Consider the following 24,730-nt stretch of genomic DNA (forward strand, 5'->3'; position numbering starts at 1 on the left):
CTCACGCCCGCCACCTCCGCTCGCCGGCGGCGACCTCGGCGGCGGCCAGTTCCGGCCGGGTGGCCAGGTTGCCCAGTTCCGCCTCGGCCTCGAAGGCCGCCTGCCGGGCCGCCGCCCGCTCGGCGGCCTGCTGGGCGGCGTAGCCGTTCTGCACCCAGCGCTGGTTGGTGTCGTGCAGCCGGCGCTCGGTGTCGGTGATGGACACCCGGATCGGGATACCGGGCCGGCCGCCCACCTTGATCAGGAACCGGCCCCGCCCCGGTGGCTCCTCGTTGCTGCCGGTGCTCGCCCAGCCCGGTGGCGACGACCAGGAGGAGACCAGCTCGATCTCCCGTTTGGACAGGCCGATCACCCGGCCCAGGTCGGTCATCTCCGCCGCCGGCAGCCCGGCGCAGGCGACGATCCCGGCCCGTTCCACGAAGCCGCGCGCCTTGGCCCGGTCGGCGTCGGAGCCCAGCGCCTCGGCGTCCTTGAGGGTGTGGGTGATCTTTGCATCGCCGAGGCCGAGCGACCGGTTGAGGCGGGTCAGCGCGTCGATCCGGTCGACGATGCCGGATGCCGCCCGCAGTGGCCGCCACAACTCGTCCAGGATGGTGAAGAACCAGCGGCGCGGGGCCAGCCCGGCGTCGGCCAGGGCGTGCGAGGCGGCGACCGTGCCCAGCCCCTCGGACCAGGCGGCCAGCATCGCCGCGGCGGTGAGTTGGGTGTCGGACTCGCCGATGCGGGAGATGTCGATGCACACCGCCGGGGCGTCCGAGTCGATCCGGGTGGAGGTGGTCGAGCCGAAGGTGTCGCCCAACGCCCCGTCGAGGATGCCCAGCAGCGACCGGTGCAGCGGGTCCACCGCGTCGCGGTAGCGGCTCTCCTGGCCCCGGTCCAGGGTCACCGCGCGGACCCGGTCCGGCCCCTCCGCCAGCACCCGCAACAGATCCGGCAGCAACGGGGCCCGGCCCTGCGGGGTGTGTTCGCGCAGGTGCCGCAGGCAGGCCGAGAGCACCGACTGTTCGTGGTCGTCCAGGGCCCGGCCGCGCACGATGGTCAGCAGCGCCGCCACCATGTTCAGCACCCGGCCGTGCGTCTCGGCGGCCAGCGCCCGCCCGGCCCGGCCGCCGATGCGCTCGGCGGCCAGCCCCATCGCCCCCGGGTCCAGCACGTTGATCCCGCCGACGCCGCGCCCGATCGGGATCACCTGCCCACCGAGGGCGCGGACCGTGTCCGCGTAGTCCGGCTTGAGGTCGCCGAGGACCAGCGGCACCACGCCGGTCGCCGCCAGGCCCACCGCCATCCGGTTGATCAGGGTCGACTTGCCCAGGCCGGGCATGCCGAGCATGAACAGCGACGGGTTGGAGATGTAGCGGGCCCGGGTGAACCAGGAGATCGGATCACCGCAGACCGTGGCGCCGGTGTAGAGGTGCTGGCCCAGCGGCACCCCGGACATCGGCGCCCCCGAGCCGGCCGAGAACGGCCACAGACCGCACGCCTGCACCGTGGTGGCCCGCCACATGGTGGGCGCGTCGAGGTAGCCGACCCGGCCACCGCCGGGACCCTCCCACCCCCGCGCCGACGCGGGCAGCTCCCGACGGGGCCGGGGCGGCCGGGTGTTCTTCGGCGGTACGGGAGCCCCCTCGTCCGGGTCGCCCACCAGCCCGGTCAGCGCGGTCCGCGCCCCCGAGGTCCCGGCCGGCCAGCCCGCCCCGAGCCCGTCCGCCCGGACCACCGGTACGCCGCTCACATCGCCTCCTGGAGTTCGTGTGGCAGCACGGTCTGCTCCCACGGAAGGATTCCGGCCGGCAGGGTGCAGGTGAACGCCGCCGCCTGCATCCGGTGGGCCGGCCGCATCGCGATGCGGGTCGCCCCGGTCATGTTGCGGACCAGCACCGACGCGTCGTCGAGCTGGGACCGGTCGTCGACGGTGACGGTGAGCATCAGCGAGAACTCCACCAGCCCCGCCCCGGTGGCCTCCTCGGCGGCGGCCTGCTCGGCGGCGCGGACCTCGGCGGCGGCCCGCGCCTGCACCATGCCCCGCCCCGAGGTGGCCATGAACTGCGCCGTACGCCGGTCGGCCTCGACGATCCGGGCCGAGGTCGCCGGGTCGATCGGCCGGTAGAGCAGCGCCACCCGCTTACGGCGGGTCCCGGCGGACGCGTCGAGCATGGTGCGCAGCACACTGGAGCGCACCGTCCCCCGGGGGGCCAGGGTGAGCAGCCAGGTCCGGGAGACCCCGGAGTCGTGCTGGTAGGCGTCCACCGACTCGACCGCAGCCACCGGCCCGCAGTCGGCCCACTCCAGCCCGGTCTGGCCGTGCTCGGCCCGGACGCTGAGCACCTCGGCGGCGCACGCCGGGTCGTACGCCACCCGGACCACCTCGGCGATCTGCTCGGCCGACAGCGGCTCGGCGACACCCCCACCGGCCCCGATCAGCCCGGTCAGCAGGCTCGGCACCCGGATGGCCAGGTCGGTGACCACGTCCTGTGGGTCCCGTCGCGGCCCGCCCACCGGCGCGTAGGTGAGGGTGATGTACGAGTTCATCTCCGACGACGCCGACGGGTAGTCCTCGACCACCTCCTCCAGCACGGCGCGCGCGGCGGCGGGAGCGGCGGCGTCCAGCCGGGGCAGCACCTCCGCCGCGAGCCGGGTGCCCGGGTCCGGGGCGGTCTCCACCACCACCGACGCCCCCCGCAGCCCCGGCTCGTGGGCGAGCCGGGACAGCCACTCCCCCCACAGCGACACCCACGTGTCGACCTGCTCCGGGTCGACGAGCGACCCGCCGTCGGGTTCGCACCGCAGCACGATCGTGTAGAGGTTGCGGCTCTTGTGGTGCAGCACCCCGAACGGTCTGTCGTAGGCGTCCCGACCCTCCCGGGCGAGCACCCCGCTGAGCAGGCCGGGCGGGGGGAACCGGCCACCCGGTCGCGCCGAGAGCGGCCCGGAGACGTACAGGTGCTCGCGCCGGGACACCCGGCGCGACCAGCCGATCCGCAACGTCAGGAGCTGGTACATGTTGCGGCCGTCCTGGGTGCGGACGGCCATCGGCAGCAGCGCCACCACCAGCGGCACACCGACCACGAACGCCGCCTGCAGCGACGCCAGCGAGGCCAGCAGCACCAGCACCAGCCCGCCGAACACCCCGACCGTGCCGACCAGGCCGAGCGGGCCCAGCCCGGCCCGGCGCGGCCGACGCCAGTTGCCGTACGTCGGTTCGATGACGGCTTCGGTCGTCATTGCCTCCCCCTCGTCTCACCCGGGCGACGGCCGGCCGGCCGTCGCCCCGCGCTGTCAGTTGTGGCCGGCGTCGCCGTCCGCGCCCGACACGGTGCCGGCCGCCATGCTCCGGCCGGCGCGGGCCGCCCGGTGCGCCCCGTCGATCGCCGCTCCGACCGGCCCGGCCAGCCGGGCGGCGGAACCCGCGGCCGCCGCGGAGCCGCCCGCATTACGGCCGGTGCGGCCCTCGCTGCCGGCGGGTCCCTGCCGGCCGGTGTCGCCCCGACTGCCCTGCGGCCCGCGAGCCCCGGACGGCGCGCCCCCGCCCCCGCCGCCGGAGGACAGGGCGGACCCGGCGACCCGTTTCGCGCCGGAGGCGACCATGCCGCCCGCGGCCGAGACGGCGGTGCCGGTCGGGTCGCCGGTGCCCAGCGCCGCCGTGGCCGGCACCACGATCTTGAGCAGCGCCGGCAGGGCGATCGCCGACAGCAGCAGCACGCCGATGCCGGCGATGCGGATGTGCGAGGAGTTCTGGGTCCGGCTGCCGACGGCGAGCATCTCCGCGCCGGAGAACATGATCAGACCGACGGCGGGCTTGTAGAGCAGCCAGGCCACCGTCCAGCCGATGTGCTTGCGCCACCAGCCGGCACCCCAGTTCGTCATCGACGCGGCGGCGGCCAGCGGCAGCGTGCCGAGCATGATGGTCATCACGCCCAGCCGCAGGTAGAGCATCAGCACGTGCACGATGGCGGCGATCAGCAGCAGGAAGGCCAGCACCAGCAGCAGGAACGACTCGATGGAGGAGCCGTTGTCCACACACGGCACACCCATGATCACCTGCATGGCCGCCGACTTGAGCAGGTGGTCGGAGAAGCCGTCGGAGAGGCTGGCCGCCCGGCCCACCACCCACGACCCGGCCCCGGCGACCAGGATGACCCGCAGGAAGCCCTGCAGGGCGGTCCGTCCGGCGGTGCCCTTGCGTTCCATCGCCATCCGGGCGGCGGCGAACAGCACCGACCCGATCGCCAGGTACGTCACGACCCACTCGATCTGGTCGCTGATCAGGCTCGGTACGTCGTCCGGACCGCCCTCGGTCGTGGTGCCCAGCGTCGGCACCGAGGCGCTCAACTCGGCGAAGATCGAGATCGCGGCGGCCAGCATCAGGTTGGCGATCATCCGGACCAGGGTGCCGATCGGGTCACCCAGGAACGAGAAGAAGCCGGTGATGATGTCGAGGGGACTGGGAGGTGAACACCCGCCCATCTACTTCCTCCAGAGTGTGTAGCCGGCGCTGCCGGTGACCGTGCCGAGCGACGCGTGCACCACGCCGGCCCGCGACGGCACGACCTTCCAGTCACCGGCGTCCCAGCGCAGCTCGACCAGGGTCGCCACGTAGCCCCCGGCGCCGGTCTTGACCAGCAGCTGCACCCGGGCGGCGTCGGCCGCGTACCGGACCAGGGCGAAGCCCGCGTAGCTGCCGCCGCCCCGGCTGGTGACGACCCCGGCGGCGGCCCCCAGCCGGGCCACCAGCACGTCGCGGCCCGGCCCCGGCAGCACCTGCCGGTCGGCCACGACCCGCCAGGCGGGCCCGGCCAGTTGGGTGGGCACGGCGTGCGCCGCCAGCACCGCACCGACCGGGGTGTGCGCGAAACAGCCCAGCACCCCGTCGGCGGTGCGCGACGGTCCCTGCGTCGCGGAGACCGGCACCCGGTCGCCGCCGTCGAGGGTCCGCCACGCCACGTCGTCAGGTGGCACCGCCGGCCCGGCCGCCACCACCGGTCGGGACGGACACTGTGCCACCTGTGCGTCGGCGGCGGTCCGGGCCACCGGGTCGACCTCCGGCTGCCGGGTCGCCCCGGACACCCAGACCCCCGCCGCCAGCAACGCCATGCCGGCGAGGAACGCGACGGACAGCAGCCAGCCGCGCTCGGCCCAGAACGGCGGGTCCGCCGGGGACCGGCCTCGTCCGCCGGTCACTGCGGCTGACCGGCGGTGGTGCCGGCACCACCGAGGAAGAAGTTGGCCAACGGACCCGCGACGGCCACCAGGATGCAGCCACCGAGCACCAGGCCGAGGCGGGACATGTGCTCGGAACTCTCGCCCCGCTTCACCGAGACCGCCATCATCGTGCCGGTGATCAGCACCCCGGCCACCCCGGCGGCGGTGCCCGCCCAGGCGATCAGGCCCAACAGCTTGTTCACCAGAGTGTTCAGCTGGCCGGGCGCGTTGGGGGTCGGGTTGATCCCGCCACCGGGCCCCGGGTCGGGGGCCATCGGGAGGCGGGCGAACAGGTAGGCCGCCGCGTACTGGGACAGGCTCGTGAACGTCATCGGAACAGCTCCTTCAGGGCAGGTGGCATCACCGGAGGCGTCGACGACGCTCCGGCGGTGACGGGGTGGGACAGGGCCGGCAGTGCGGGGTGCGCTGCGGCCGGCGGCGATCGGCTCAGAGTCCGAGGTCGCCGAAGAACATGACGAGCGGTCCGGCGGTCGCGCCGAGCACGCAGCCCATCGCGACGAACACCGCCCCGCGGAAGTGGTCACTCATTTCCCCGGGCACACCCCGGTTGAGTTGGATGGCCATCGAGATGCCGAGGATGAGCAGCCCGGCGACGCCCGCCGCACTGACCCCCCAGGCGAGCAGGTTCAGCAGGTCGTCGGCCGCGCCACCGGCCGGGTTGTACGGCGGCGGGGGCTGGAAGGCCGGCAGCGGGGAGGGCGCCGCCGCCGGAGCACCCGCGAGGAACGCGGCGACGATCCCGTACCCGGAGGTCACGGTGTCCTCCCCTCGCCGGCCGACCCGGTCGCCATCCGCAGCCGGTCCAGGGCCTTGGGCATCCGGGCGGGCTGCTGTCCCAGCCGCCACGCCGGAATCCACGGCACCCGGTGCACCGGCGCGACCGACCGCAGCACCCGGATGCGGCGGGCCAGTGCCGACGGCAGCCGGCCCGGGGCGTCGGCGAGCAGCACCAGACCGACCAGCCGCATGCCTGGCGGATGCCGCCCCTCCCGCAGCGCGTTGAGCGCCCGGGACATCGCCCGCATGCCCTCGGCGTTGGTCCGGGCGACCAGCATCACCGTGGCCGGCTCCGCCCGCGCGGCGTCCGGCCACCGGCAGCCGAGGTCGACGCCGCCGAAGAGCCGGGACAGCGTCGTCGTGCCGGCGCCACCGTGCGCCGCGATCCAGCCCAGCCCCGTCTCGGACAGGGACCGCCGGGACACCGCCGCCCCGGGACCGGTCCGGACGGACGGCGGCCCCGGTGGCATCCGCGGTGCCGGGTCGGTCATCGTCGCGGACCCCATGCACCCACCTCCTGTCGAATGTCGCTCCACTTCGTCGACGTCCCGGTTGAACCACCCCGGGTCCGGACCCGTCAGTACGGCGGGCCGGGCGGTCGACGGACGCCACTACGACAGGCCCCGCCACCCGGTTCACGCCGGGGACGAACTTTTTTCCACCGCGGTGGTGACCAGCCTGGGAGGCGACATGGCAGCGTCCGACAACGACGGCGCGGAGCCGACGCAAGGGTCGAACCGGAGCAGCGCGGCGCTGATCGGCGCGGCTGTCGCGGCCGGGCTGAGCTGCCTGGCGACCCCGGTGGCCGGAGTGGTCGGGGCCGCCGCTGTCTTCGTGATCGGCGCGCTGGGCGTGCTGCTGGCCCCGCTCGTCGCGCTGATCCTGTTCTTCGGTGGCGGCGGTGGGTCGGCCGACCCGGTCAGCGCCGCCGACGACTCGCTGGCCGCCGCACAGGGCGACGGCAAGGGCACGCTCGACCCCGACCAGGTGCCCGAGGGGTTGGCGGACAGCGTCGAGGACGCCGGGAAGACCTGCACCCAGATCGGACCCGTGGTGATCGCCGCACAGATCGAGGTGGCCTCCGGGTGGGACCCGGCGAAGGTCGGCCCGAACGGGGAGAGGGGCATCTCCCAACTGCCGCCCACGGTCTTCACGCGGTACGGCGAGGACACCGACGACGACGGCGACACCGACGCGGTCGACGAGGAGGACTCGATCGCCGCCCAGGCCAAGCACGTCTGCGCCCTGGCCGGGCAGGCCCAGGCCCTGCTCGACAACGGCGAGGCGATCGGTGAGGTGCTCGACCTGACGCTCGCCGCGTACGCCGTCGGCATCGACGAGGTACGCCGGGCCGGTGGCGTCCCCTCCACCAACGCCGCCCAGCTCTACCTCGCGCAGGTCCGGTCCCTGTTCGCCAAGTACCAGGGGCTCGGCGGTCCGCCGCCGTCGTTCCCGCCGACCGCCTCGCCCAGCCCCGGAGCCTCGGGCGACTGAACCGTACCGACCGGCGGAACCGATCCGACCGGCAGACCGATGAGGAGTGTCCATGACGGTGACGACCCCGCAGGAACAGACCCGCGCCGACGACGTGCCGCCGGACGACCGCCCGCCCACCTCACCGTTCATCCTCTACCTGCGTGACGACGAGTACGTCGAGGAGTTGGAGCTGCTCAGCAACTGGGTCCGGCTACTGCTCGTGCCGATCTACGCCCGGGAGGCGTCCTCGACCGCGCCGTGGTGCGGGCAGTGGTGGCGGCACCCCGAGGCGGTGGCGCAGCTACACGGCCTGTGGTTGGCCTGGCAGGAACTCACCGGCCCGGAGGCGGGACTGTGCGGCCCGGCCAACTGGCACCGCGACTACCTGGAACCGGTGCTGACCAGCCTGCGCAACCCGGCCGGGCCGTTCGCCGGTTGCAAGGCGGGCGCGCACCGGGCCAAGGAGATCCCGCACACGGACCCGTACTGACCACGGCGGCCCGCCCGGCCCCGGACCGGCACGTCAGGTCCGGGGTCGGGCCGTCAGGTCCGGGGCCGGCCAGGCAGATCCGGGCCGGGATCGCGCGAGCCCGAGCCCCGGCAGATCGGGGCCGGGCGGGCCGGGGCGGCTCAGCGGGAGATCGGGGCGGTGACGATCGCGGTGCCGTCCACCAGGCCCACGGTGACGAAGGCCAGGTCCGCGACCGGCAGCGACAGTTCGCCGGTCACCTCCTGCGGCCCGGTCGAGGCGGTCCAGTCCCGCACCACGTGGGTGACGCCGTCGCGGGTCACCGCGAACAGCCGGTACCGCAGGCCCTGGCGCAGGCCGGTGGCGGTGATCCGGATGGTGGAGCCCCGCCCCTCGTCGGTGGTGATCGCGACGGAGAGGCTCACCCCCTCGGCCGGCGCCTCCCCGGTCGCGGTGAGCACCACGCCGCTGCGGTCGCCGAAGCCGGTGACCGCGGCGATCCCGCCGGCCAGGACGACGGCCACCAGTGCGGCGGCCACCCCGCCCCAGAGGACCATCCGGCGACGCCGGGCCGGGTCGGCGGGGCGGGTGCCTCCCGGGCCGGGGGCCGTCGCGGGCCGGTCCCCGCCGGGGCGGCTGCCAGCCCCACGGCCGGTGGTACGCGGACCGGCCCCCCGGCGGTCACCCCGTCGAGGTGCCGCGACAGGCGTGCCGGACTGCGGGACCGGCGCTACGTCGGCGGGCGACCCGGCGTCGGCGGCCAGGGCGGGGGGCGGGGCCGACCCGGCGGCTGCCGCCGGACCGCCGTCGGCGGTGGGTGTCACCGGCTCGCCGCCGGCGGGAGGTGGCGGCGGGGGCGAGTCGGCGGGCGGGCGCGCGACAGGCACCGGTGCCGCCGGCTGACCAGAACCGGTGGGAGAGGGCGGGCCTACCGGCGGCGGGTCGGCCGACAGCGGGCCCGGTGGCAGACCCGTCGACGGCGGGTCGGCCGGCGTCAGATCGGCAGGCGGCGCGTCGGCAGGGGGCAGGTCGGCAGGGGGCGCAAGGGCCGGTGGCAGGTCGGCCGGCGGCGTGGCGTGGGCGGGGTCCGGCGGGGGGCCGAATCCGGGCGGTAGCGGGAACTCGGGCGTCAGGCCGGCGAGGTCGTCCCAGTCGGCGGCGTCGAGCCCACCGAGGGCACTGGTCACGCCGCCCATCTCGCCCGCCGCGGACAGGCACTCGTCACAACCGGCCAGGTGGGCCTCGAACGCGACCCGGTCGACGTCGTCGAGCGCGCCGAGCAGGTATAGAGCCAGGGCGGCGTGCTCAGCGGTGGGATGGTCACCCCCGGTGCGCATCACGCCCCCCTTCTCGACCCGGAGACACCGGTGACGGTGTGACGACCCCCGGGACGGCGACCGTCCGGGAGATCGAGCGGGAAACCGACACGTCGCGTCATCACGACGACTCGGTCGGGCCGATCGCTGCGTGCAGCGCGCGCACCGCATAGTACGTTCTGGACTTTACCGTACCCTCCGGGATTCCCAGTCGCTGCGCGGCCTCGGCGACCGAGGAGCCCTTGTAGTACATCTCGACGAGCACCTCACGGTGTTCCGGTTTGATCTGCTGCAACGCCAACCGGACGGTGTGGGTGCTGACCACCCGGTCCATCTCGTCGTCGGTGGCGGCGAGCCGGTTGAGGTCGGGGATGGCCACCTCGGGCGGGCGGGACTGCCGGGCGCGCATCGCGTCGATGGCCACGTGCCGGGCGACCGTGTAGAGCCACGGGGCGATCCGGCGCGGGTCCTCCGCCAGCGTCTCCAGGTTCCGCCAGGTGCGCAGGAATGTCTCCTGGACCAGGTCCTCGGCGAGTTCCTGCCGGCCGAGGACGAGTCGGGTGAGGAACCGCAGCAGCGGTCCCCGGTACTGCTCGTGGATCCAGCGCATCAGGGCCTCGGGGGAGGCCCGTTCGGTCGCCGCGTCGCCGGTCACCCCGGGCGCTTCGTTGGGCACCGCCGACACAGAACGCCTCCCCCTGACGTACGGGTCGCCCCCGTACGGCCGCGCCGTCGTCTCGACGTCGAGCCCGCCTAGGAAGAGAGCATAACCGTGCTCATCGGACGGTCGACCGGGCCGTCGACCGGTCGACAGGTGCCGCCGGGTTGCGGCCGTGGACGGCGCCACGGTGGACGGCGCGGCGGCGGCCCACCGGTCGGTGTCGTACGCCGGGGCGACGAGGGTGGCCGCGCTCATCGGGTGAAACGCAGCCAGCGGACATTGACGAACTCCTCGGGTTGGCCGCTGGCGAACGTGAGGTAGACGTCGTGCACCCCGGTCACCGGGCCGAGGTTCCCCGGCACGGTGACCCAGTTCTGCCAGCCACCGGTGCTGGCCACCGCGATGCTGCCCACCGGCGGCAGGCCGGGGGCGTCGAGGCGTACCTCGATCAGGCCGGAGACGCCCTGCGGCGCGCCGGAGGCCACCCGCACCTGGAACTGGGTCGCCGGCTCACGGCCGAAGTCGACCCCCCGGTACCCGGCCCAGTCGCCGTGGGCGAGGAAGCCCAGGTGCTCGCCGCCCTCACTGGAGGGTTCCTTCCGTACGCCCTGCTGCCGGTCGAAGCTGGCCGCCGCGATCTCCTGGCCCACGCCCCGGGCGGCGACGACGGCCGCCGGCCCCTCCACGACCACCGGCTCCTCGACGACCACCGGGCGCTCCACGACCACCGGGCGCTCGACCTCGGGTGCCGGCTGTCCGGCCGTGCCCCCGCCGAACGGGGTGAGCGTGATGGTCATCTCCCCGGGCGCGACGTCCTGGATGTAGGAGGCGTCGTCGGCGACGTCGTCGAAGGGGAAGCCGTACGCCCGGCCGTCGGCGCTGTGCCGGTGCAGCACCCGGGAGTAGTGGTTGGTCACCGGATGCTGGTAGTAGGCGTCCCGGCTGGTGGTCGGCTGGTCCGGTTGGTCGAGCACCGACCGGTTGAACCCGGCCCCGAGGACCGCCGCCACCGGGCCGGAGAGCTTGTCGTTGGGTGCGGCGAGCGCGCCGTCGCAGTGGAACACGTTGAGCGTGGAGGGCCGGTCGAAGGTGCGAACCCCGCCGTCGAAGGCGAACCGCCCGTCGACCACCCGGCCCCGGACGGTGCCCTCCGCCCCGTGGATCCGCAGCTCGGAACGGCTGTACCGGTCCCAGATCTCGGCGATGTAGCCGTCGTAGTACGCCGGGTCGAAGCGGCCCGTCTCGATGCCCTTGCCCGGTGCGATGACGCGCAGCCCGTCGCCGACCACCAGCCGCTCGAAGCCGGGCTGGCGGGCCAGTTCGGCGAAGATCGCGTCCCGGCCGCCGTCGACCAGCTTGCCGGTGGCCTGCTCCACGTCACCGAGCAACCGGATCGACATCGGGATGCTGAACATGTCCACGGTGGTGGTGTTGCAGAACATGCCGGAGGCGTTGTAGGTGAACTCACAGCAGTCGTGCAGCACGCCGAAGCTCGGGTCGTCGGCCACCCAGCCGACCGGGTACTGCAACGCCGGCCGCCCGTTGCCGTCGGTGACCACGGTGAACCGCAGCTCGCCGTCGATGGCGAAGTAGATCCGGCCCGACATCATCGGCAGGACGAACCGGGTCACCCCGGAATCGGCCAGCCGCACGCCGATGTCGGCGACCCCGTCCGGGCCGTTGTGCGCCGGGTCGGCCGGGGTGAACTGTCCGCTCTCCCGGACGTAGCCCATCGCCCCGGTCTCCGCGTCGGTGCCGACGACGTACATCCGGATCGCCGAGTTGGCGAACCGGCCCGTGCTGTTCACCACGTTCAGCGGCAGACCGCCCGAGGCCCGCGCCCGCGAGATCAACGGGGCCGCCACGAGCGGCACGCCGACCACGGCGGCGCCGGCGAAACCCATCCCGAGTACCCTGCGGCGAGAAAGCATCCCAAGCTCCGATCAACGACACGGCCATCGCCGCCGACGCCCGGTGTGACGTCGGCCCGGCCCGGCGGTAGCCACGTTGACGGCCCGCCGTACCCCTCGGTTCAATGTCGACCGGACCAAAATCACCAGATCCGATTCGAGCCCGGTGAACCGGGGACATCGCGCATCCGTCACGACAGCGATGTCGCCACGCCGGAAGGGACACCTCCCGTGAAATCCGATCACCCCTCCGTACTCGCCCGACTGGGGTCGATCCCCCGTCGTACCGCAGCCTTCGTCGTCGCCGGACTCGCCGTGTTGTCCATGGTGGTGGCCGCTGTCGGCTGGGGCGCGGCCGAGGCCCGCGACGACGACCTGACCGGTCGGCCCGTCTCCAAGGAACACCTGACGACCATCCAGGCCGCCGCCCGCTCGTGCCCGACGCTCACCCCGGCCCGGCTGGCCGGGCAGCTGATGGCCGAGTCGGGGTTGGACGGTCGGGCCGACCGGACCACCTCCGGCGGGCAGGGCATCGCCGGTCTCGACACCGCCGCGTGGAAGTCGTGGGCACCGTGGCCCGGCGCGGAGCGTTCCGATCCGGCCGCGAACATCCTCGCCCTGGCCCACCTGATGTGCGACCTCAGCGGCCAGGTCCGGCTGGCCGACGTCGCGGGTGACACCTGGCGGCTCTCGCTGGCCGCGTTCCACACCGGCCTCGACGAGGTACGTGACGCCAAGGGGGTGCCCACCGACGCGGTCGAGTACGTCGACCAGGCCAGCGGGTACGCCGCCTACTACGGCAAGCTGACCGCGTTCGGCGGTTCCGGCCAGCCCCGACCCAGCTCCGGCGTCCAGCAGCCCAAGGCGGTGCCCGGCAGTTACACGGCGCTCGTCGTCCGGGGCGGTTCGGTCTGCCCCGAGGTGACGCCGCCGCTGGTCGCCGCCCAGCTGATGGCGCTGTCCGGGTTCGACGCCAACCTGCTCGGCCCCGAGGGGCAGCGGGGTGTCGCGCAGTTCCGGCCCGAGGTGTGGCAGGCGTACGGCCCGTCCGACGCCTCGGCGTGGGACCCGCAGGCGGCGATCCCGGCGGTCGGCACGGCCCTGTGCGCCCTGCACAAGGAGCTGTCCGGGCTGGAGGGTGACCCGTCGCTGCTGGCGCTGGCCGCGTACCGCAACGGCCCGGCCGCCGTGCGCCAGGCCGGCGGCGACCTGGACGCCGGGACGCAGGCGTTCCTGCGGACCGTGCGGGAGCACACCGACTACTACGCCCTGGACAACCGGCTGCGGCCGGCACCGCCGTCGGCGTCGCCGTCGCCCAGCCCGACCGTGACGCCCCCGGCGTCACCGTCGCCCAGCCCGAAGGGCAGCTCGACCGCCCCGCCGCCGCCCGCGAGCCCGTCGGCCAAGCCGGCGGCGGCACCGACCCGGCCGGCCGGCACCAAGCAGCTCGTGGGCAAGGAGACCGGGCTGTGCGTCACCGCCGGGACCAGCGACGGGGTACGGGCGGTGCTGAACAAGTGCCGGGAGGAGCGGTCGCAGTGGTGGGACTTCCGCTCCGACGGCAGCGTCCGGGCCAACGGGCTCTGCCTCGACGTGGCCTGGGGTGAGAAGAAGGACGGCACCCCCGTGCAGGTCGCGGTGTGCAGCGGCAATCCCGCCCAGAAGTGGGAGTGGATCGAGCACAACGGCCGCACCTCCCTGTTCAACCGGGAGACCGACCGCTGCCTGGACGTCGACGGGCACGGCGTCGGCGCGCCGATGATGTCCTGGATCTGCGTGTTCAACCCGAAGCAGACCTTCACCCGGCGGTAGCCGTACCGACAGGCGGGCTCCGGTGGGCACGTTGCCCACCGGAGCCCGTCGCGTCGGGACCACCGGGGCCCGGCGGTTACCGGGGCCCGGTACCGGTGTCGACGGCCGGGCCGGGCACGACCGGTAGCGGGCTCAGCCGGCGAACCGGCGGCGGCGCAGCCGCAGGCCGAAGACCACGGCGACGCCGCAGAGCAGCGCGATGCCGAGGATGACGGCGAGTGCCGCGCCGGTGCTGCCCTGCTGCTGGCTGGCCACCTGGTTGCGGTCGTCGACCGCCACCGACACCGAGGCGGCCGGGTTGATCATGCCGGAGCCGTACTTGGCGTCGGGGGCCGCGCCGATCGCGTCGGCGGTGCTGCGGATACGCTCCTTGACCTGGGCGGCGGTCAGGTCGGGCTGGGCCGCCCGGATCAGCGCCGCCTGCCCGGCGACGAACGCGACGGCGAACTCGGTGCCGGTGTTGCTGACCGCCTTGCCCCCGCCCACGCCGAGGCTCGCCACGTCCACCCCGGGCGCGACCACCTCCACCGCGCCCTGCACGTACTGCTCGGCGAGCTGGTCGCCGGCACCGACGCCACCGGTGAACAGCAGCGCACCGCCCCCGGACCGGCCGGCCGGGGACGGCGGCGTCACGGCCCTGGTCGGCGCACCGGCCACCAGCAGGACATCGTGGTCGAGGGCGGTGGCCACGGAGGACGCCACCGCCGGGTCACCGAGGTCGACGTGGGAGCCGACCGCGACCACCGACGCACCGGCGCTGACCGCCACCTCGATGGCGTTCGCCGCGTCGGCCGCCCGCGCGGCGCCCGAACCGCGGACCACCCGTACCGGCAGGATGGTGGCGTCCGGCGCGATGCCCACCGGGCTGCCGTCGACGCTGCTGTCACCGGCGATGATGCCCGCCATCGCGGTGCCGCTGCCCAGGCAGTCGGTGTCCCCGCGCCCGTTGCCGACGGTCACGTCCGCGCCGACCGCCACCCGGCCGCTGAGCTGCTGCACGCTCGCGTCGACGCCGGTGTCGACCACCGCCACCTTGACCCCGTTGCCACGGGTGAGGGTCCAGGCGCTGTCGGCGGCCATCCGCAGCTGCGCCCAGTCCGACCGGCTGCTCGACCCGGTGGTGGCGGTGCACTTCGGACCGGTCGCGCCCGGTCGGGGGCTGCCGCCCGTCCGGGTGGGGCTCGGATTCGGGCTCGGGCTGACGGCCTTGGGGGTGGGGTCGGGCCCGCCGGAGGGCCGGGCACTCGGGGTGGGCCGCTTGCCGGTCGGGAGCTGGCCGTACTTCACCCCCTCACCGGCCGCGTCCCAGGGCAGCACGAGCTGCCAGCCGGCCTTGAGGCTGCCCGGGTCGGTCAGCCGGGACCCGTCGGGCTGCACCCGGCCGGTGTTGAGGTGGTAGATCTCCGCGGACCGTTCGCCGCTACCGAGGAACCGCCGCGCGATCGCCGTCAGGCTCTCCGGCTGGCCCTGGTACTGCGCCGCGACCACGTAGTACTTCACGTACGGCTGCGGATCGCTGGTGGCCTTCGCCACAGCCGGCCCGGTCGGCGCCATCAGCACGCAGCCGGCCATCGCCACCGCGAGCAGGCGGGCAAGGATCGAGCGCTTCGCCAGCACTGGGTGTCCCCCTTCAGTCACCATGGCCGAGCGTCACCGGCCTTCACCGTCTATTGCGGATCAGCGGCCGGTCCGTTCAAATCAATCTGAACCAGATTTCCATGATCCTCGTCATGAGGTCAGCCGAGGGTACCGGCCGCCGATGACGGGAACGTCTCCTCGGGCCGTCCCCCCGGTGGGGACAGCTGACCGGCAGGCGGGCGACCGTCCACCACCGACGGTGGCGGCGAACGACCGGCCGGGCGATCAGGTGCCGGTGGAGACGAAGGTGGGGCGGCGGTGAACGGGCTCGGGAGCACGGTGGAGCCGGTGGGCGGCAACGGCTTGGACCGGGTGCCGGCCACCCGCCGTTTCGACCCGCGCCGGCACCGCCGCATCGCCGGCCTGTACGACCTCTGGCTGGCCCCGGGCCCCGGCGGACGGCTGGTGGTGCCCACCGCCCCGGGTCGGCCGCTCGACGCGCGGGCCGTCGCCACCCTGGTCCGGCACGGCGCGGACGCGGCGCAGGACGTCCGGATCCTCGCCGACGACGGGGCCCGGCACCTCGACCTGTTCACCGAGGTGGCCGGGTTGCTCGGGCACGACGTGCTGGTCAGCCCGGACGGCTCGGACATCAGGCACGCCATCGACCGGTCGGCCACCGGGTCCACCCGCCCGACCGCCGACAGCGGGCCACTGGACGCGGTGCCGCTGGACCGGGTGACCCGTCAGCCGATGGACTGGCTCGTGCTCCAGCCACCGGACCTCGCCACCTCCCTGCCGGGCTGGTTCGCGGTGGACGACGGGCTGGTCCGTCCCCGTACCGGGGTGGTGGGGTTGCCGCTGCCCGACGGACTCGCCCTGGCCACCCGGGCCGACTTCGTGACCAGGCGGGCCACCGCACACCGGCTCGGCGCGTCGACCGGGGTGGTCACCGTCGCGGTCACCGCCCGCTCCGGCGGGTTCCTCGTCGGCACCTACAGCGGCACCCAGGACGTGCACAGCGGCGGGCAGCTCGCCGCGCTCCTCGGCGACCTGCCGCTCTACGGCGCCGACCTGCGGCTCTGGCTGACCTGGCCGTCCGACGCCGACGAGCAGGCCCGGCTCGTCGCGGAGGTGGTCGAGCTGGCCGAGACGACCGGAGCCACCGTCTGGACCCCACCCGCGGGCGGCCGGGCCGAGCTGATCGACGACCGGCGCGACCTGCGGGCGTTCGACCCGACGGGCGCGGTCGCCGCGTGGCAGGCCCACCGGCCGAGGTACGCCGACGGCCCGTCGACCCTGGACGCGACCCCCGAGGGGCTGCTGGTGTCCCGACGCGACCGGGAACGGATCGAGGTCACCTCCCCCGCCGCCGGAGCCGTCGACACCGGCGCGGCCGACGGCCACCCGGGACCGGCCCACGCCGACGACCCGACCCCCGGACCGGACGGTGCCACCGCGTCCCCCTCGGCGGACCCGGCCGACGCGGCACCCCCGACACCGGACGGTGCCGACGCCGTGGTGGCGGAACAGCCGGCCGTGCCCCTCCCCCGGCCCGCCCTGGTCACCGAGAGCCGCCGCGCGGCCGACTACGGCCCGCCCTGGTTGCGACGCGGCCAGCAGGTCAACGCCGAGACGTTCGAGGCCTACGTCCTCGTCGAGGGTGACCCGGCGCGGGCGGTCGGCGACGGGTTGCCCGGCGTCGAGTTGTTCGTGCCCGCGTTCCTCGACCCCCGGTCGGCCCCGGCCGGCAGCGACCTGCTGCGGGTGCGGATCTCCCCGGGCGGCGCGATCCCGATGGCGGTGCTGCGGGCGCACGTGCCGGCGCGGTTCAAGTACGTCCTGGGCAGCCCCGACACCTACCTGCTGCCGGCCGCCCGGCTGGACCGGGTCCGGCTGGTGGGCGGTTTCCGCTGCGACGGGTTCAGCCGCCTGCTGCCCACCGTGGACGCCGACGGCGAGCCCCTGCGGATCCGTGCCGCGCCCACCAACCGTTCGGTCGCCGGCCTGCCGAACGACGTCCGCCGCTGGCCCGGCTTCGGCACCCGGCAGGCGTACGCGCTGCTGCCGGCCCGGTCCCGGGGGCTGCCCCGGGGCTGGCTGCCCCTCTACCAGCAGCGGCCGGTGGCCCGACCGGGCCGGTTGCTGGTCGAGGTGCGGGTGCCGGCGGGACGCACCGTCGATGTCGGGGCCACCCACACCATGCTGGCCGGGTTGCCCCTGGTCCGGAGCAGGGTGGACCGGCTGCACCGGGCCGGCGTGGACCTGGTCCTGGCCAGCCGCTCGTACGACCGGATCGTGGTGCAGCGCGCCTTCCGGGCGCAGGGGGGCGGGTGGCAGCGGATCGCGGAGTTCACCCCGGGGCCGCTGCCGTCCGCCGTCGCCGGCCTTCAGTCCGCCGTACCGCCCCGGGTGGGCCCGCCGTCGACCGGGGACACCTGAACCGACCACCGGCCGGCCGGCACCGGTCCGATCACCACCGGCACGCACCGCCCCCCGGTGTCCGTGGCGAGTCGCCGCGCCCCGGCCAGCTCCGCACCGGCCAGGCCGGGGGTGAACACCACGTACGGCGCGGGCGGGTCGACGTCGGGCGCGCTCGCCGCCGGCAGACCCGGCAGCGACCGGCACCCCTGCGGGGCCTGCCCGCCGAGCACGTCGCCCACCGTGGCCACGCCGATCCCCCCGGCCCGCAGCCGCCCGGCGAACAGGGCGGCCGTGCGCCGGCAGTCGTCGGTGTCGCCGACCAGGGTGAGCACGTCGGGTGCCCGCCCCAGGTCGACGTGCAACCGCCACGGTCCCCGGTGGCCCAGCACCAGGGGCAGGGTCGCCGGGGGCGCGGTCTCGTCCGGGCCGAGCCAGGCGTACGCGGGCGCGCCCCGGCCCGCCGCGACCCCGACCAGCCGGACCCGGATCGGCCCGAGTCCGGTCTCCAGCTCGGTGCTCAGGTACGGGACCTCGTTGCCGGCCGGCACCGCCGGACGCGGCAGATCCACCTCGGCCGACGCGCCGCCGCTCCCGGCGGATGCCCCTGCGGCCGACGCGGTGGCGGTCCCGGTCGGCTGCGGCGTCGGGGTCGGCGACACCACCGAGGCCGGGACGGTCGGCGTGGCCGGCGGCACGGCCCGTGGCTGCGGGGTTGCGGTCGCCAGCGGCGGCACGGCTGACGGAACAACCGGTGGCGGCGGGACGGCCGGCGGCGTTTCCGGGCCGACCGCCGCCGGGACGGCCGGTGGCTGCGGTGGGTCGATCGGGGTCGGTCGGGGTGGTGCCGACCGTGGTGCCCTGGGGGGCCAGACCGGCTTCACGGGCAGCCCGCCCGTCGTCGCGGGGGGTGACGGACGGGTGCCGAGGATCGCCTCCGGTGCCGCCACCTCGGCCCCCGCTCCCGGCGCGGGCTCCGACGCCGGCACGGAGGCCGCCCCCGGGACCGGTTCCGTCACCGGGGGTTCCGCCGACCCCGGGATGGACGCCGCAGCCGGGCCTCCGGTCGGCTCCGGCGGGGTCGTCGACCCCTCGACCGGCACCGGCACCGGTGGCGACGCTGGGCCCGACGGTGCCGCCGGCACCGACGCCGAGGTCGGCACCGGCGCTGAGGTCGCCCCCGGCAGGGAATTCGGTTCCGGCGGGGAGGTCGGCCGGGGTGGGGAGGTCGGTTCCGGCCGGACCGACGCCGGTGGGGCCGCGGCGGCCGGCAGCGCCGCCGGTTCCGCCGCCGGGGGCGACGCCGGCGGGGCGGCGGTACGCGGTGCCGGCAGGACCACCGACGGCGGCGGGGGCAGGATCGGCGGGGTGACCGCCGGCGGGGCCGGTCGCCGGGCCGGTGCCGTGACCGGCCGGGTGATCGGCGGAGCCGGCGGGGGCGACGGCGGTGCCGTCGGCGGCGACGCTGCGGGCGGCCGGCGGGTGACCGGGGGCGGTGCGGTGTCCACCTCGCCGGGCACCGGCACGGCGGCCAGTTCGGCGGGGGTCGGGGTGTGGTGCCGCTGCGGCGGCCACGGCCCGTCGTCCTCCAGCACCAGCCGGCGGGGCCCGCCACGACGCAGCAGCAGTACGGCCACGGCGGCGAAGAAGACCGCCAGCAGCCCCGCACCGACCCGGATCAGCAGCGGGTCCAGCCCGCCGCCCGCCTGCGGAGCCTGCGGCGGCCGGGCGACGGCCCGGGTGGTCGCGGCGGCCGTCCGGGCCGGACGGGAGGCCACCGCGGAGGACGGGGCCACCGTGCGCGGGGTCGAACCGGGGCGGGACGGGGTCGTGGCGCGCGGACTCGGGCTCGCCGGAGCCGGTGACCGTGGGCCCAGTTGCGGCAGCCGGCCGATCCGTACCCCCTGGCCCTGCGCGTCCCTGGGCAGCACGAGCCGCCAGCCGGGGCGTAGGACCACCCCGTCGGTGAACGTCTCGCCGTCGGGCTGGAGCCGGCCGACGTTGAGGTCGACGATCTCCCGGAACCGGTTGCCGTTACCGAGGGTACGTAGCGCGATGGCGTAGAGGTACTCCCGTTGCCCGTCGACGGGTGGCCCGACCACGTAGTACCTACCGGTTTCGGCCGGCACCGCGCTGACCGGCCGTACCGCACCCGCCGGTCGCGCCACGCCCGCCGGCTGCGCCGCCTGTGCCGGCTGTGCCGCCACGAGCAGCGCGATCCCGGCCAGCAGCACCGTGACAAAGGCCCGCCGCATCGCCACCATCGCTTTCCACACCCTCGGTCCCACCGACATCCTCCCGTCCCGGCCCCCTTATACGAACCGGGGTGCCGACGGTTCAACCCGAGCCGGATCGTCCTGCGCGTGGGCGGGTGCCGTCCCGTCAGGCCGGCGGCAGGCCGCCCGCGCGCACCGCGTCCGAGGGTCGTGCCAGGATGTGGCGATGTCGTACCCCCCTCAGCCGTCGTACCCGTCCGCGCCCGGCCCCGTCACGCCGCTGATCGCCTACCCTCAGCCGATCCCCCCGCCGCCGGGGCACGCGGTGCTGGCCGTCTCGGTCAACCGTGGTCCGTACCTGGTGCCCGTCCCGGCCACCAGCCGTTTCAAGGTCGACGGGCGGTTGGTGTCGATCCCCGGCGAGGGCACCTGGTACGTGGCCGTGCCGGCCGGGGCGCACGACATCCGCTACACGGACTTCATGGGCATCCCGATCGTCACCACCGCGCTCACCGTCCAGCCCGGACTGGTGTACCCGCTGTCGTTCCGCTTCGGCGGTTGGCGCAACCGGGTCCACGACGGGCAGGGCACCGACGTGACGAAGTTCGGCATGTGGTCGAACTACAGCCTGGTGCTCGTCATCCTGCCGGTGGTGCTGCTGCTCTGCTGCGGTGGTCTCGGCCTGATCAGCACGCTCTCGACCTCCCCCTGACCGGCGGCACCGGCGGGGCCGGCACCCGGTAGCGTCGCCCCGATGCCTCCTGCGCCCGGACCGAGCGGCCTGACCACGACGGAACGTGCGGTCGACGCCCGCTTCCGTGCCGTCCTGGCCCGGCTGCCCCGACGCGGGCCGGCCGGCTGGCTGGTCGAGTTCCTGGTCTTCGTGCTCAAGCAGGCCTGGGCGTGCGTGTTCGGCGGGGCGATGCTGGCGGTCATCCTGGCGGCCCGGCTCTGGTACCCGCAGGATGCCGCCCTCGCCCGGAACGACCTGCTGACCGTCGCCGCGGTCGCCATCCAGGCGGCCATGCTGGCCGGACGGCTGGAAACCCTGCGCGAACTGCGGGTGGTGGTGCTGTTCCACCTGGTCGGGACGGCGATGGAGTTGTTCAAGACGCACATCGGCTCGTGGTCCTACGCCCCGGACGGGGTGCTGCGGCTCGGTGCGGTGCCGCTGTTCAGTGGCTTCATGTACGCCGCGGTCGGCTCCTACCTGGTCCGGGTCAACCGGTTGTTCGACCTGCGTTTCACCCGCTACCCCCGACGCCGGGTGACGGCGCTGGTGGCGGTCGCGATCTATGCCAACTTCTTCACCAACCACTACCTGCCGGACGTCAGGTGGCTGCTCATCGCCGTCGTCGCGGTGGTGTTCGGCCGTTGCGTGATGCAGTTCCGGGTCTTCCGGTTCCGGTTGCGGATGCCGCTGCTGCTGGCCTTCCTCCTGGTCGCCTTCTTCATCTGGTTGGCGGAGAACATCGCCACCTGGTCGCAGGCGTGGCTCTATCCCGGTCAGGTGGCCGGGTGGGACCCGGTGTCGCCGACGAAGCTCGCCTCGTGGTTCCTCCTCATGATCATCTCGGTGGTCCTGGTCACCTGGGTCTCGCCACCCCGCCCACCGGAAAAGCCACGACCGCCGGAGACGTCACCCCGACCGCCGCAGCCGGAACGTGCCACCGACGGGGGCCGGTCGGCGGTGCCGCCCGTGCCCGGGTCAGCGCAGCCGGCGGGCGGTGAACCGGGCCGGCGGGTCGGCGATGGCGTCCTGGGCGGCGACCAGTTGGATCTCCCGGGTGCCCGCCGCGAGGGTCCGCTCCAGCACGGTGAAGACCGAGGAGATGGTGCGTTCCAGCGCGGTCGCCGGTGAGCCCGTCGTCCGCAGGTGGGCCAGGTAGAGCGCGGCGGTGACGTCGCCACCGCCGTTGGGGTTGATCGGCAGCAGCGGCGTGGTCACCGCCCAGGCGCCCTCGTCCGAGACGGCCACCACCTCCAGCGAGCCGGCCGGCACGTCGTCGTGCAGCACGCTGGTCACCAGCACGTCCCGGGGGCCGGTGGCACGGACCACGTCGACGGCGTCCAGCACGGCGGGCAGCGAGGTGGTCGTCCGGCCGGCGAGGTAGTCCAGCTCGAAGTGGTTCGGGGTGATGATGTCGGCGCGCGGGACCACCACGTCACGCAGGTACTCCGGGATGCCGGGCCGGACGAACATCCCCCGCCCGGTGTCGCCCATCACCGGGTCGCAGCAGTACACCGCGTCCGGGTTGGCGGCCCGCACCCGGTCGGCCGCGGCGAGGATGACCGCACCCATCGCCGGGTCGCCCTGGTAGCCCGACAGCACCGCGTCGGCGGTGCCGAGCACCCCCCGGTCGGCGATGCCCTCGATCACCTCCGCCACGTCGGCCGGGGCCAGCAGCGGCCCGCGCCACGCGCCGTACCCGGTGTGGTTGGAGAAGTGCACGGTCAGCACCGGCCAGACCTCGTGCCCGAGGCGCTGGAGGGGGAACACGGCCGCCGAGTTGCCGACGTGGCCGTAGGCGACCGAGGACTGGATGGACAGGATCTTCACCGGCCCATCATGGCCGTTCCCCCCGACACCGCGGGTACGGGCCCACCGATTCGCCCCCGCGTCGCCGACCTCCCGGGTCGGACCGGGCGGGCGGCGGCGGTTCCGGCCGGCCCCGGCGGTGCAGGCGGGGTCGGCCGGAACCGTGCTCAGGTCAGGTCGAGGGTGTACTGCGCGGTGTGCACCGTCCCGTCGACCTGGAAGTCGAAGAACGCCCGGTAGCGGCCCGCGCTCGGGGCGGTCAGCCAGAACCGCACCGTCCCGTCCACCAGTTCCTGGTCCGGGTGGACGTGCACGTAGCCCAGGTCACCCTCGCGCACCACCACCAGGTGCCCGTACGCCCCCAGGTAGCGCTCCAGGCGGGCCGGGTCGACGCCGTCGAGCCGGAAGGACAGCGGCACCGTCACCCCCACCGTGGGGGTGCCGCCCATGGTGACCGTGAACGGCCCGGCCGTCGACTGCGACGCGGCCGGCGGCAGCGGGACCGGGGTGTGCGCGCCGGGCACCTGGTGGTCGACCCCCAGCACCAGCGGGACCGTGGTGCCGGCGGCGCCGGTCACCGAGAAGTCGGCGTAGATGCGGTAGCCGCCGGGCCGGGTCAGCGTCAGCGGGACGCTCCAGGTGCCGTCCGCCGCCATGGTCGGGTGCAGGTGCTGGTAGCCGCTCAGGTCCCGCCCCACCACGACCATGTGCAGCGGCTTGTCGTGGACGACCGCGAACCGGGTCGCCGCCTTCCCGTCCGCGCCGACGATGCGGAACCGGTAGTCGGCCCGTACGCCTGCCGGTTGGGTCCGGGCCGCCGGCTCGACGGTGTAACCACCGGCGTTGACCGACAGCCCGGTCACCTGCGCCTGGGCCCCACCGGCGTCGCCGGGATGGGTGTGCGCCCCGGTGCCGGGCCCGTGCTGGTGCCCGTCCCCGGCCGCCGGCGCCGCACCGGTGGCCGGCGGGGCGGCGGTGGTGCCGTCGGCGGGCCGGGCACCGGAACCGATCCGGCCGAGCCCGAAGCCCGCCAGCAGGGCCACCACCAGCCCTCCGACCAGCAACGCGAGACCCGTGTTGCCCAGCCGGGACCCGGGGTTCGGCGCAGGAGCGGCGGTTACCGCCACGCCGGTGCCGGAGTCCGTCGCGTCGACGGCGGCGGACGTCGCGGCGGAGGCCGCCTCGGCGGGCCCGGAGGTCGCCTCGGCGGGCCCGGAGGTCGCCTCGGCGGGCCCGGCCTTGACCGTGACCATTGCCGCCGTGGCCGCAGCCGGCGCGGCGGAGGGTCGTTTCGCCTTGCCGGAGGCCGGAGCAGCCGGGGCGGCCTGGGCCGCCGCCGGGACCGCCTTGGCCGAGGCCGCGCCGGTCCTGGCGGGGGTCGTCACCGACGCGCTGACCACCGTACGGCGGGCGGCGGCCGGACGGGCCGTCTTCCTGCCGCCACCCGTCGCCTTCGACCGGTTGACGCGGGTGCCGGAGCCCGGCCGGGCGGCCGTCCCCCCGGCGCGGGGCCGGCCGGTGGGCCGGGTGGCGGGCACCGGGCGACGTCGCCACGCCGCGAAGCCGACCGCCGCCGCGACCAGCACCGCACCGCCGGCCCAGGCCAGCCATCCGAGGCCGTTCCCGTCCTCGTCGGGGGCGGCGGCCGGCGGGGTGGCCGGCGCGGCGGCGGTCACCGGGGCGGTCGGCACCGCGGAGGCCGCCGGGCCGGCGTGGCCGGAGGTGGCGTGCTGTTCGGCGGCGGCCACCAGCGCCGGGTCCGGCTGGTCGACGGGGGGCTGCCAGCCGGACGGCGCGGCGGTCGGCCGTCCGGTGTAGCGGAAGGTCATGGTGCCCCGGACCGGCTCGCCGTCGGAGGCCACCGACAGGTAGCTCACCGCGTACTGGCCGGCCGCCGGCAGGTGGGCCAGCGTGACCACCGCCGGGAAGCCGGTGCTGTACTCCTTCGGCTCGAACTTGCCGTCGACCAGCAGGTACTCCCGGACCGGCTTGTCCAGGGGCCGGGGGGAGCCGTGCCGCCAGCCGTTGTCGACCCGGCCACCGCCGGGCCCGGTGACGGTGAAGTACGCGTTGGCCGCCACCTGCTCGGTGAAGTACAGCTCCACCGTCGTCAGCGGCTCGGCCACCGTGGCGTTGGCCGCCGGGGTGGACATCGCCAGGGTGCCGTGCGCCTGCGCCGCAGTGGTGGGCAGCAGGACCGCCGCCGCGGCGAACACGAGGGCGAGCAGGCCGGCGAGGGTACGCCCGGCGGGTCCGGTGGCTGGAGGGGGACAGCGCATCGGATCATCCTCACGAAGAGTGGACTTCAATCAATAGTTCACTAACTTTTTACGCA

At 75.2% G+C, this 24,730-nt stretch carries 19 protein-coding genes and 1 pseudogene; 6 read left to right on the top strand and 14 right to left on the bottom strand.

Going from position 1 to position 24,730, the window contains the following annotated elements; all coding sequences use genetic code 11:
• Position 1 precedes the first annotated feature (1 nt).
• From JQX11_RS08570 to JQX11_RS08600, 7 genes are all read right to left on the bottom strand, one after another.
• A complete protein-coding gene (locus tag JQX11_RS08570) occupies positions 2–1,732 on the bottom strand; it encodes a putative type IV secretion/conjugal transfer ATPase (protein WP_307826119.1) in 1,731 nt (576 codons plus the stop codon).
• Positions 1,729–3,222: an SCO6880 family protein gene (locus JQX11_RS08575; RefSeq protein WP_204924438.1), complete on the bottom strand. Its 1,494-nt coding sequence runs from the start codon at positions 3,220–3,222 to the stop codon at positions 1,729–1,731. Before JQX11_RS08575 ends, JQX11_RS08570 begins: the two co-directional genes overlap by 4 nt.
• 54 nt (positions 3,223–3,276) lie before the next feature.
• Positions 3,277–4,464: a hypothetical protein gene (locus JQX11_RS08580; protein WP_204924439.1), complete on the bottom strand. Its 1,188-nt coding sequence runs from the start codon at positions 4,462–4,464 to the stop codon at positions 3,277–3,279.
• Positions 4,465–5,178, bottom strand: coding sequence for a DUF8175 domain-containg protein (locus tag JQX11_RS08585; protein WP_204924440.1), 714 nt, complete (start codon positions 5,176–5,178; stop codon positions 4,465–4,467).
• Positions 5,175–5,531, bottom strand: coding sequence for a hypothetical protein (locus JQX11_RS08590; protein WP_204924441.1), 357 nt, complete (start codon positions 5,529–5,531; stop codon positions 5,175–5,177). The genes JQX11_RS08585 and JQX11_RS08590 overlap by 4 nt, the downstream gene beginning before the upstream one ends.
• A gap of 115 nt (positions 5,532–5,646) precedes the next feature.
• Positions 5,647–5,976, bottom strand: a complete 330-nt coding sequence (locus JQX11_RS08595) for a hypothetical protein (RefSeq protein ID WP_204924442.1) — start codon at positions 5,974–5,976, stop codon at positions 5,647–5,649.
• Positions 5,973–6,503: a DUF6668 family protein gene (locus tag JQX11_RS08600; RefSeq protein ID WP_232377473.1), complete on the bottom strand. Its 531-nt coding sequence runs from the start codon at positions 6,501–6,503 to the stop codon at positions 5,973–5,975. Before JQX11_RS08600 ends, JQX11_RS08595 begins: the two co-directional genes overlap by 4 nt.
• A gap of 184 nt (positions 6,504–6,687) precedes the next feature.
• Here JQX11_RS08600 and JQX11_RS08605 point away from each other — a divergent pair, with 184 nt between their 5' ends.
• Both JQX11_RS08605 and JQX11_RS08610 read left to right on the top strand, forming a co-directional pair.
• Complete coding sequence (locus JQX11_RS08605) at positions 6,688–7,491, top strand: lytic transglycosylase domain-containing protein (RefSeq protein ID WP_204924443.1); 804 nt, start codon at positions 6,688–6,690, stop codon at positions 7,489–7,491.
• 52 nt (positions 7,492–7,543) lie between these two features.
• Positions 7,544–7,963 (top strand): DUF4913 domain-containing protein, encoded by a 420-nt coding sequence (locus tag JQX11_RS08610; protein WP_204924444.1) that lies wholly within the window; start codon positions 7,544–7,546, stop codon positions 7,961–7,963.
• Positions 7,964–8,103: 140 nt separating this feature from the next.
• Here the strand turns inward: JQX11_RS08610 and JQX11_RS08615 are convergent, their stop codons facing one another.
• The 3 genes from JQX11_RS08615 to JQX11_RS08625 all read right to left on the bottom strand — a co-directional run bounded on the left by JQX11_RS08615 (position 8,104) and on the right by JQX11_RS08625 (position 11,823).
• Entirely contained in the window at positions 8,104–9,279 is a 1,176-nt protein-coding gene (locus JQX11_RS08615) for a zf-HC2 domain-containing protein (protein ID WP_204924445.1), read from the bottom strand.
• A gap of 100 nt (positions 9,280–9,379) precedes the next feature.
• Complete coding sequence (locus JQX11_RS08620) at positions 9,380–9,934, bottom strand: sigma-70 family RNA polymerase sigma factor (RefSeq protein ID WP_204924446.1); 555 nt, start codon at positions 9,932–9,934, stop codon at positions 9,380–9,382.
• Between the two features lie 236 nt (positions 9,935–10,170).
• Positions 10,171–11,823, bottom strand: coding sequence for a beta-1,3-glucanase family protein (locus tag JQX11_RS08625; protein WP_204924447.1), 1,653 nt, complete (start codon positions 11,821–11,823; stop codon positions 10,171–10,173).
• Between the two features lie 237 nt (positions 11,824–12,060).
• Here JQX11_RS08625 and JQX11_RS08630 point away from each other — a divergent pair, with 237 nt between their 5' ends.
• Entirely contained in the window at positions 12,061–13,641 is a 1,581-nt protein-coding gene (locus tag JQX11_RS08630; RefSeq protein ID WP_307826120.1) for a ricin-type beta-trefoil lectin domain protein, read from the top strand.
• 132 nt (positions 13,642–13,773) lie between these two features.
• On the opposite strand, the gene JQX11_RS08635 is transcribed toward JQX11_RS08630, so the two are convergent.
• Positions 13,774–15,258, bottom strand: a complete 1,485-nt coding sequence (locus tag JQX11_RS08635; protein ID WP_204924448.1) for a S8 family serine peptidase — start codon at positions 15,256–15,258, stop codon at positions 13,774–13,776.
• A 279-nt stretch (positions 15,259–15,537) separates the two neighbouring features.
• Between JQX11_RS08635 and JQX11_RS08640 the strand changes: the two genes are divergently transcribed.
• Complete coding sequence (locus JQX11_RS08640) at positions 15,538–17,661, top strand: hypothetical protein (protein WP_232377621.1); 2,124 nt, start codon at positions 15,538–15,540, stop codon at positions 17,659–17,661.
• On the opposite strand, the gene JQX11_RS08645 is transcribed toward JQX11_RS08640, so the two are convergent.
• Complete coding sequence (locus JQX11_RS08645; protein ID WP_204924449.1) at positions 17,610–19,916, bottom strand: hypothetical protein; 2,307 nt, start codon at positions 19,914–19,916, stop codon at positions 17,610–17,612. The genes JQX11_RS08640 and JQX11_RS08645 overlap by 52 nt on opposite strands.
• 166 nt (positions 19,917–20,082) lie before the next feature.
• Here JQX11_RS08645 and JQX11_RS08650 point away from each other — a divergent pair, with 166 nt between their 5' ends.
• Both JQX11_RS08650 and JQX11_RS08655 read left to right on the top strand, forming a co-directional pair.
• Positions 20,083–20,568 carry a hypothetical protein gene (locus JQX11_RS08650; RefSeq protein WP_204924450.1) on the top strand — a complete coding sequence of 162 codons (486 nt, stop codon included), beginning with the start codon at positions 20,083–20,085 and terminating at the stop codon, positions 20,566–20,568.
• A 42-nt stretch (positions 20,569–20,610) separates the two neighbouring features.
• A pseudogene (locus JQX11_RS08655) lies at positions 20,611–21,600 on the top strand (DUF817 domain-containing protein); the annotation flags it as partial.
• On the opposite strand, the gene pdxY reads toward JQX11_RS08655, so the two are convergent.
• Both pdxY and JQX11_RS08665 read right to left on the bottom strand, forming a co-directional pair.
• Positions 21,565–22,416 (bottom strand): pyridoxal kinase PdxY, encoded by an 852-nt coding sequence (pdxY, locus tag JQX11_RS08660; RefSeq protein WP_204924451.1) that lies wholly within the window; start codon positions 22,414–22,416, stop codon positions 21,565–21,567. The pseudogene JQX11_RS08655 and the gene pdxY overlap by 36 nt on opposite strands.
• 146 nt (positions 22,417–22,562) lie before the next feature.
• Positions 22,563–24,674 carry a copper resistance CopC family protein gene (locus JQX11_RS08665; protein WP_204924452.1) on the bottom strand — a complete coding sequence of 704 codons (2,112 nt, stop codon included), beginning with the start codon at positions 24,672–24,674 and terminating at the stop codon, positions 22,563–22,565.
• Positions 24,675–24,730: the final 56 nt, after the last annotated feature.

The organism is Micromonospora humida (genome assembly GCF_016901255.1).
In the GTDB taxonomy this organism is placed as follows: domain Bacteria; phylum Actinomycetota; class Actinomycetes; order Mycobacteriales; family Micromonosporaceae; genus Micromonospora; species Micromonospora wenchangensis.